General features: G+C 72.7%; 12 protein-coding genes and 1 pseudogene. 4 read left to right on the top strand and 9 right to left on the bottom strand.

Annotated features, from left to right (window positions below; genetic code table 11):
- Nucleotides 1–42: 42 nt before the first annotated feature.
- The 4 genes from ACWEVO_RS22325 to ACWEVO_RS22310 form a co-directional block, all read right to left on the bottom strand.
- Nucleotides 43–729, bottom strand: a complete 687-nt coding sequence (locus tag ACWEVO_RS22325) for a dienelactone hydrolase family protein (RefSeq protein ID WP_452309464.1) — start codon at nucleotides 727–729, stop codon at nucleotides 43–45.
- A gap of 188 nt (nucleotides 730–917) precedes the next feature.
- Nucleotides 918–1,385 carry an LppU/SCO3897 family protein gene (locus ACWEVO_RS22320; protein ID WP_452309463.1) on the bottom strand — a complete coding sequence of 156 codons (468 nt, stop codon included), beginning with the start codon at nucleotides 1,383–1,385 and terminating at the stop codon, nucleotides 918–920.
- A 130-nt stretch (nucleotides 1,386–1,515) separates the two neighbouring features.
- Complete coding sequence (locus tag ACWEVO_RS22315; RefSeq protein WP_452309462.1) at nucleotides 1,516–2,502, bottom strand: HAAS signaling domain-containing protein; 987 nt, start codon at nucleotides 2,500–2,502, stop codon at nucleotides 1,516–1,518.
- The gene (locus ACWEVO_RS22310; RefSeq protein ID WP_088969841.1) at nucleotides 2,499–2,831 is read right to left on the bottom strand and encodes a PadR family transcriptional regulator; all 333 of its coding nucleotides are present in this window, start codon (nucleotides 2,829–2,831) and stop codon (nucleotides 2,499–2,501) included. Before ACWEVO_RS22310 ends, ACWEVO_RS22315 begins: the two co-directional genes overlap by 4 nt.
- An 83-nt stretch (nucleotides 2,832–2,914) precedes the next feature.
- Between ACWEVO_RS22310 and ACWEVO_RS22305 the strand changes: the two genes are divergently transcribed.
- Nucleotides 2,915–3,544: a LysE family translocator gene (locus tag ACWEVO_RS22305; RefSeq protein WP_452309461.1), complete on the top strand. Its 630-nt coding sequence runs from the start codon at nucleotides 2,915–2,917 to the stop codon at nucleotides 3,542–3,544.
- 76 nt (nucleotides 3,545–3,620) lie between these two features.
- Nucleotides 3,621–4,298, top strand: a complete 678-nt coding sequence (locus ACWEVO_RS22300; protein WP_452309460.1) for a hypothetical protein — start codon at nucleotides 3,621–3,623, stop codon at nucleotides 4,296–4,298.
- A gap of 15 nt (nucleotides 4,299–4,313) precedes the next feature.
- On the opposite strand, the gene ACWEVO_RS22295 is transcribed toward ACWEVO_RS22300, so the two are convergent.
- Nucleotides 4,314–4,664, bottom strand: a complete 351-nt coding sequence (locus ACWEVO_RS22295; protein WP_452309459.1) for a VOC family protein — start codon at nucleotides 4,662–4,664, stop codon at nucleotides 4,314–4,316.
- Nucleotides 4,665–4,748: 84 nt separating this feature from the next.
- Between ACWEVO_RS22295 and ACWEVO_RS22290 the strand changes: the two are divergent.
- Nucleotides 4,749–5,096, top strand: a pseudogene (locus ACWEVO_RS22290) (type II toxin-antitoxin system RelE/ParE family toxin); the annotation flags it as partial.
- Between the two features lie 9 nt (nucleotides 5,097–5,105).
- Nucleotides 5,106–5,423: a helix-turn-helix domain-containing protein gene (locus ACWEVO_RS22285; RefSeq protein ID WP_452309466.1), complete on the top strand. Its 318-nt coding sequence runs from the start codon at nucleotides 5,106–5,108 to the stop codon at nucleotides 5,421–5,423.
- A gap of 42 nt (nucleotides 5,424–5,465) precedes the next feature.
- Here ACWEVO_RS22285 and ACWEVO_RS22280 read toward each other — a convergent pair whose 3' ends face one another.
- The 4 genes from ACWEVO_RS22280 to ACWEVO_RS22265 all read right to left on the bottom strand — a co-directional run.
- Entirely contained in the window at nucleotides 5,466–6,395 is a 930-nt protein-coding gene (locus tag ACWEVO_RS22280; RefSeq protein WP_452309465.1) for a Ppx/GppA phosphatase family protein, read from the bottom strand.
- 229 nt (nucleotides 6,396–6,624) lie between these two features.
- Entirely contained in the window at nucleotides 6,625–7,137 is a 513-nt protein-coding gene (locus ACWEVO_RS22275; RefSeq protein WP_452309458.1) for an amino-acid N-acetyltransferase, read from the bottom strand.
- A gap of 1 nt (nucleotide 7,138) precedes the next feature.
- Nucleotides 7,139–7,696, bottom strand: coding sequence for a DUF501 domain-containing protein (locus ACWEVO_RS22270; protein WP_452309457.1), 558 nt, complete (start codon nucleotides 7,694–7,696; stop codon nucleotides 7,139–7,141).
- A gap of 28 nt (nucleotides 7,697–7,724) precedes the next feature.
- Nucleotides 7,725–8,193, bottom strand: a 469-nt coding sequence (locus tag ACWEVO_RS22265) for an FtsB family cell division protein (protein ID WP_452309456.1), incomplete at its 5' end; no start/stop codon positions are given.

Below are 8,193 nucleotides of genomic sequence, written 5' to 3'. Positions count from 1 at the left end.
GCCCGCGCGGCGCGGGCGACCACCTCGGCGGGGGTACGCGGCTCAGCCAAGCCGGGCCCGGAAGAGTTCCAGCGTGCGGGCCCAGGCGGTGGCGGCGGCCCGCTGGTCGAAGTGCTCCGGCCGGTCCTCGTTGAAGAACGCGTGCGCGGTGCCCGGGTAGTCGTAGGTCTGGCAGCTGCCGCCGGCGGCCTCGATGGCCCGCCGGACGCTCTGCACCCCGTCGGCGGTGGAGGTGCCGTCCGCTTCGGAGCAGTGGATGAGGGCCGCCTTGCCCGCGTAGTCGGCCCAGTCGGCGCTCATGCCCTCCCAGGGCAGCCGAGGGTAGAAGCCCGCGGTGGCGACGATCCGCTCGGAGAACGTCCCGGACCACAGGGCCAGGCTGGCCCCGGCGCAGAACCCGGCGCAGCCGATCTTGCCGGCGACCTCGGGGCGGCCGGCGAGGAACTCGGCGGCGGCGGCGATGTCGCTCGCCGCCTCGTCCATCTGGGTGCTGTTCAGCATCTGCCGGGGCTCATCCGGCTTGCTGGCCGGACCGCCGTGCCGGAAGTCCGGCGCGAGCGCGACGAAGCCCGCCTCGGCGAACCGGTCCACCACCGCGCGTACGTGGGGCACCAGACCCCACCAGTCCTGGATGACGATGACCGCCGGGCTGGCCGCACCGCCGGAGGGTATCGCGAGATACCCCTCGCTCGTCCCCCCGTTGCCGGTGAAGCTCACCATCTCGCCCATTGCCCCGTCCTCCTAGCGGTCAGTCATCGTTGGCTGGTCGCCCAGTGGGCGTTACGTGCGGGTAGCCTGCCACGCCGGTCACGGCCCGGGGAAGACGCGCGACGAGTGGCATTCACCTCCCGTTCGCCGGCCCGGACACGACGACGGCGCGGGCCGGGCGGCCCGCGCCGTCGTGGCGGCTGGTGGGATCAGGCCTTCTTGGTCAGGCAGAGCAGGTAGAACTTGCCCCCGCTCCGCTCCGGGCCGGAGAAGACGTAGCCGTCGTCCCCCTCCTTGAAGTACTGGTCGCAGGCGTCGCCGGAGCGGGCCTGCGCCTCGGTCTGGTGGTCGACCCGGCCGACCACGTTGTACGCCGCCTCGGTCGAGGTGCACTCGACGACCTTGGCGCTGTCGACGTCCTTCTCCTGACCCTCGGCCACCTCGGGCAGCTGGGCGATGCACTCGCCGGCCTTGGCCTGGACGGCGTCGTCACGCTGCTCCCAGAGGTGCAGCGCGCCCTTCGCGGCACCGACGGCCACGACGGCGGCGAGGAGACCGACGACGCCGAGCACCTTCCGCCCCTTGGTCTTGCCGGGCTGCGCCGGCGGCTGCTCCGCCACGGCCGGGTCGGCCGGGCCGGGCGGTGCGGCGGGGGGCGGTGCGACCTGCTCTGACACTGGTGTTCCTTTCGAGGGGTGCGGGGCAGACGACACCGTAGCGATCTTGTCCGCGTCTCTCCCTCATCCGTTCAGCCAGTTCCCAGCTTCGGCCGCCACCAGCGGTTTGCCGACGCCTGCCCGGGCGGGCTCAGCGGGTCGGCAGCGGAGTCGGCGCGGGGGACTCGGAGGTGACCGCCGGCCCGGGCGTGGCGGTCGCGCCACCGGTCGGCGCCGGGGTCGTGGCCGAAGCGCTCGCGGTCGGCGCGGGCGGCACCGCCGACGGCGCTGGCGGCCCGAAGGGCGCCTGCTCCGGGCAGTACGGGTAGACGTTGCGGGGTGGCGGCACGACCCCGCGCCCGTCGACGCAGGCGGGCCAGCCGAGCTTGATCGGTACGCCGTTCTGGTCGAAGAGCCGGGCATTGCGGACCAGCCGGCCCTGCTCGTCGTAGACGAAGACGTCCTGGATCGAGTCGTACCGGTTGTCGACCCGGACGCCCTCGTAGCCGCGGAACTCGTCGGAGTTGGCGTGCTGGTCCACGTTGACCAGTGCGGCGAAGGCGAAGAGCAGCAGGGCCGCCGTCCCGAACCGCAGCAGCCGCCGCGGCCAGCCCCGGAAACCGGCGGACCGGCGGCCGAGCCAGAGCGAGGCGAGGACCGCGCCACCGAGCAGGAACAGGCCGGCCAGCACGCTGCCGTCGAGCCGGGGCAGCAACCCCGACGGCTCGCCGAGCGCGGCGGAGACCAGCAGGGCGGCGAGCCAGCCGCGCAGCAGCCACCAGGCCGGACGCAACGGGCGCAGGAACGTGCTCACCGAGGGGTGCCCGAGAAGGGGCCCGAGCTGGACGTCGAGGCGGTGCAGCTGGGCGGCGGCCCGCGCCCGCCCGGCGGTCAACCGCCGGTTGAGGGTCGCCCGGCCCGGGCCGCCCTCGGCACCGGCCGCGGCCCGCAGCTCGGCCGCGTACGCCTCCGGCTCACCGAGCCGGTCGACCAGCGTGCCGTCGGTCTCGGCGGCCACCTCGGCGAGGTGCTCCGGCAGATCCTCGGTCAACTCGTCGCGGGCGGCGGGTGGCAGGTCGGCCAGGGCCGCCCGCACCCGGTCGACGTAGTCCGCGATCTCCTGCCCCGTGACGGTCATGCCGCCATCCCCCGATCGTCGAGCAGTGCGTCCATGGTGGTGGCGAAGGAGCGCCAGGTCTTGCCGGAGCGGGCGAGCTGGTCCCGGCCGGCGGCGTTGAGCGCGTAGTACTTGCGGTGCGGACCGGACTCGCTCGGCACCACGTACGTGGTCAGCAGGCCGGCGGCGAAGAGCCGACGCAGGGTGCCGTAGACCGAGGCGTCGCCGACCTCCTCCAGGCCCGCCTCGCGCAGCCGGCGGAGGATGTCGTAGCCGTAGCCGTCCTCCTCGCGGAGCACGGCCAGCACGGCCAGATCGAGCACGCCCTTGAGGAGCTGTGTCGTATCCACGCCTGGCACACTAGTGCGCATTGCGGAGTACCGTCAAGAAAACAGTAGCTCTTCCCCCAGCAGCGCGTCGTAGGGTCGGAAACATGTCGTGGAGCAGCTACGCATCGTTCCTGGTCTTCGCCGCGGTGCTGATCCTCATCCCGGGGCCGGACTTCGCCGTGGTGACCCGCAACACCCTGGCCGCCGGCCGACGCCGCGGCCGGTGGAGCGCGATCGGCGTGACCGCCTCCAACGCGGTCCAGGGCGTCGCCGCCGCGGCCGGCCTCGGCGCGCTGGTCGTCCGCTCCCAGCCGCTGTTCGAGACCATCCGCTGGGCGGGCGTCGGGTACCTGGTCTACCTGGGCGTCCAGGCCTGGCGGTCCGCCTGGCGCGGGGACTACGCGCCGCTGGCCGGCGACGGCCCCGCCGCGCCGGGTCAGGCGCTGACCGGGTTCCGGCAGGGCTTCCTGTCCAACATCACCAACCCCAAGGTGCTGGCGTTCTACCTGGCCGTCCTACCCCAGTTCGTCGGCGGTCCGGCACCGCTTGGGGTGCTGCTGGCGTACGCGCTCACCCACGCCGTGCTCAGCCTGGCCTACCTGCTGGTCCTGGTCGGGGCGCTCAACCGGGCCCGGGACCTGCTCTCCCGACGGCGGGTCCGACGCTGGCTGGACGGGCTGACCGGGTTCGCCCTGCTCGGCTTCGGCGCCCGCCTCGCCGCCGAACGCGCCTGAGCCGCCGCTCAATCCGCTACTTAAATTTCCCTTATGACCCCTGCTGGTCAGCGCAAAAGATCGGTACCTTGCCCGGATGCGACACATCGGAACGGTGATCGCCGCAGCGGTCGTGGGTCCGCTGGCCTGGGTCCTCTTCGCCCTCGGCCAGGACCGGTCGGCGCAGGCGTACGCGCACGCACAACAGGGCACCGCGGCCAGCGGTGACTTCGCCCGACCCGCGCTGGTGCTGGCGGCGGCCGGGCTCCTCCTCGGGCTCATCGCCACGCTGCGGTTCTCCCCGCTGGGCGCGACGCTGACCGGCCTCGGCTACTCGGCCACCTACCTCGGTCTGCTGGTCAGCCCGTCCGCGATGATGGGGCTGCTCGACCGCAAACTGACCCTGGACGGCCACCAGGTCGACCTGGCGGCCCCGCTGCGGACCGGAACGGCGCTGCTGGTCGGCTCGCTGATGCTCGTCGGCGTGGTGAGCATCCGCCGGTGGCAACGGTGGCCGCAGCCCGCGAACGAGGCCCCCGCGGCACTGCCGCCGGACGAGATCCTCCCGTCCGTGACGCGACCGGACCGCCCGCTCGGCGTGGACGGCCTCGGCCTGGGCACGCCGGAGCCGGAACTGGTACGGACCGGTGGTTCGGACTGGGCCGGCACCATGGCAGGCGGCACGACGCCGGCCGGCACGATGGCAGGCGGCACGACGCCGGCCGGCACGATGTCCGACGGCGCGGACCGGTTCGCGCGCCGGTCGTCGAGGTGAGCCGCCGCCGCACCGTCACTCGTGGTGCCGGGTCACGTTGATGACCACCCCGTTGGGGTCCCGGACGAAGAACCGGCGCAGCCCCCACGGCTCGTCGGTCAGCGGATAGACGATTTCCGCACCGGTGGCGACACAGCGGTCGTACACGTGGTCCACGTCGTCCACCTCGATCGACACGTCGGGGTGGACGCCGGCCTTGACGTCCAGTTTCATCACCGAGAGCTGGACCTCCCGGGTGTCGCCACCGAAGAAGAGGATCCAGTCGAGCCCGTCACCGCCACCGAGCCCGATGAGGTCCTGATAGAAGCGGCGACTCGCCTCGAAGTCGTCGGAGAGGATGTTTGGCTTTATCCGCCTGACCGCCATCTGCCGACCATAGGCGACGCCGGCCGGACGTGAGGCCGGACAAGACCGGCCCGAAGGTATAGCGGACGCTGTACTGCGGACGTGGTGGCAGCAGGCGAATGGGACGTCTACCTGGTCGACGAGGTGCGGCAGTGGATTGCCACCCTCGATGTCAACACGCACGCCCGCGTTGTTCAGGCGATCTCCTTGCCGAGCACGGACCAGGCCTCGGGCGACCGCTGGTCGACACCATCCACCGCTCGTCGATGGCCAACTTGAAGGAACTGCGGCCGGGCAGCGTACGTATCCTCTTCGCATTCGACCCCGTGGCGTTCCAGCATCCTGCTGGTGGCAGGCGACAAGTCGGGCCAGTGGAATGCCTGGTACCGAAACGCCGTGCCGCTCGCCGAGCAACGCTACGAGCTCTATCTGAAGGAACGAGCACGACAGGAGGGGGGAAGCATGAGCGACTACTCGCGGTGGCAGGACATCCGCGCCGAGCACGTCGCGCGGGCCGGTGGGGATGAGGCTGTCGAGGCGGGCAAGCAGGAACTTCTCGCCGAGGTCATCGGACACCGACTGGCTGAGGTGCGCCGCGCGCGCGGGCTGACCCAGCAGCAGGTGGCCGACCGGATGGGCGTCACGAAGGGGCGCGTCTCGCAGATCGAGCAAGGCAAGATCTCCGGCCAGGAGGTCGTGGCCCGCTTCGCCGCCGCCCTCGGCGGCCGGTTGCACCAGGCCATCTACTTCGACGACGGCGATATCGCCGCCATCGCCTGAACAGCCCGACGTCGGCGTCCTCGTCAGTTGACGCCGTGGAGCTCAGGCCAGGGACCAGGCGATGCCGTCGAGGATGTCGTGCTCCGAGGCGACCACCGAGGGCATCCCGGCCCGCTCCATGATCACTCGCAGCACCAGCGCGCCCGCACCGATCACGTCGGCCCGGCCCGGGTGCATCACCGGGATGGCCAGTCGCTGCTCGCGGGTCTTCGCCAGCAGGTCGGCGGTGACCTCGGCGACCTGCTCGTACGACACCCGCGCGTGGTGAATGCGCGCCGGGTCGTACTCCCGCAGCCCCTGCGCGATGGCGACCACGGTGGTGACCGACCCGGCCAGACCGACCAGGGTGGCGGCCTCGCGGCCCGGCACCGCCTCCAGCGCCCGGTCCACCGCGACGGCGATGTCGGCCTGCGCGGCGGCGATCTCGTCGAGGCTCGGCGGGTCGCCGTGCAGGTGCCGTTCGGTCATCCGGACGCAGCCGATGTCCATCGAGACGGCCGCCCGCACGCCGGCCTCGCGGGTCCCCACCACGAACTCGGTGGAGCCGCCGCCGATGTCGACCACCAGGTACGGTGGCTCGGCGTCGGCGGGCAGGCCGCGGACGGCGCCGGTGAACGAGAGGCGGGCCTCCTCGTCGCCGGTGACGACCTCGGGGGCCACGCCGAGGGTCTGCTCGACCATGTTCCGGAAGTCGGCCGCGTTCGCGGCGTCCCGGGTCGCCGAGGTGGCGCACATCCGTACCCGATCGGCGCCCAGCTTCTCGATCTCCGCCGCGTAGTCGGCGAGCGCGACCCGGGTGCGCTCGATCGCCTCGGGCGCGAGCCGGCCGGTCCGGTCGACGCCCTGGCCGAGCCGGACGATCTCCATCCGCCGGCTGACGTCGGCCAGCGGTGCCGCCGGCCCGGCGGACGGGTCGGGCAGGTCGGCGACCAGCAGTCGGATCGAGTTGGTCCCACAGTCGATGGCAGCCACGCGCGTCGTCACGGCTGCCACCCTACGGCAGCCGGGTGGACCGGAAGCCGCGGTCGCCGGGCAGCCGCGGCCGGATTGCGGCGATCCCGCCCCACCGTGCGGTCAGCCGGCCCGGCGGTTCCGGCGAGGGACGACAGGACCGATCGAGTGGCATGTCTGACAGACATATTCATGTCGCAGAGACATGGCGGTCCCACGCTCACCCGCTCCTGGCCCGGTCAAGCGGCGGTCAGAGCCGCAGCAGCATGCGGGTGTTGCCGAGCGTATTCGGCTTGACCCGTTCCAGGTCGAGGAACTCGGCCACACCCTCGTCGTACGAGCGCAGCAGCTGCTCGTAGACCGGTTGCGGCACCGGCGCGCCGTCGATCTCGCGGAAGCCGAACGAGCCGAAGAAGCGGGTCTCGAAGGTCAGCACGAAGATCCGCGCCACGCCGATCTCACGGGCCGCGTCGATCAGCTCGCCGACGATCCGGTGCCCGAGCTTGCGGCCCCGGCAGGCGGGATCCACCGCGACCGTGCGGATCTCGGCCAGGTCCTCCCACATCACGTGCAGCGCGCCGCAGCCGACCACCGTGCCGTCCGGGGTGACCGCCACCCGGAACTCCTGCACGTCCTCGTAGAGGGTGACGGTCGCCTTGCTGAGCAGGCGACGGTCGTCCGTGTACGTGTCGACCAGCCGTCGGATGCCGCGGACGTCCCCGGTCCGGGCCCGACGGACGGTGATCTCGTCGGCGGCGGTCATCTCAGTCCGCCGCCGGGACGTCGACGCACGGGCCCGTCGCCCACCACTTCTCCACCAGCGCGAGGGTCTCGTCGCCGAACGGGTTGACTCCCGGGCCGGCGGCGAGCGCGTGACCGAGGTGGACGTGCAGGCACTTGACCCGGCCGGGCATGCCTCCGGCGGAGATGCCGGCGATCTCGGGCACCTGGCCGATCGCCTCGCGGCGGGCCAGGTAGTCCTCGTGCGCGGCCCGGTAGCGGGCGGCCAACTCCGGGTCCTCGGCGAGCCGCTCGGCCATCTCCTTCATCAGCCCGGCCGACTCCAGCCGGCTGCACGCCGCCGTGGCGCGGGGGCAGGTCAGGTAGAACAGCGTCGGGAAGGGCGTGCCGTCGGCCAGCCGAGGCGTCGTCTCCACCACGTCGGGCAGGCCGCACGGGCAGCGGTGCGCCACCGCCCGGGTACCGCGCGGCGGGCGGCCGAGCTGCGCGGCCACCGCGGCCAGGTCGGCCTCGGTGGCCGGTTGCCGTTCCGGCGGGGGTACGGAATCCGCCGCCGGGTCCTGCGGTGGTACGACGCTCACGGGTCGGTGCCTGTCTCTCGTTCGGTGCTCACTTGTCGGGGCGCTCGGCGTTCGCCGCCTGCACGCTCGACCACAGGGTGTCGTACCAGGGGTCGGGCGGTTTCGGCGGCCCCGCCTTCGCGCCCTTGCCGGCGTCCTTGGCGGCCCCGTCCGGGTCGGAGAGCACCACCAGCGGGGTCTCGCCGGGCCGGACCATGAAGAAGCGCTCGCGGGCCTGCGTCTCGATGTACGCGCGGTCCTTCCACTTGGCCGCCTCGGCCGAGAGGTCCTCGATCCGCTGGCGCTGGTCGGCCTGGGAGGCCTCCATCCGCTCGATGTCCGTCTGCTGATCGAGGTAGACCCGGACCGGATAGGTGTAGGCCAGGGCGAGCGCGATCAGCACCGCGAAGAGCACGGTGGCGCGCCCGGTGAAGCGCCGGGGTTGGGGTGCGGTGAGCCGCTTGACCATGCCACCGGCCGCGGTACGCCGGGCCGCGGCCGGCCGGCTCGCGGAGCGT

The sequence above is a fragment of the Micromonospora sp. NPDC003776 genome, assembly GCF_053605645.1.
The sequence above is the reverse complement of the archived record's forward strand: the minus strand, read 5'-3'. Positions and strand labels throughout refer to the sequence as shown.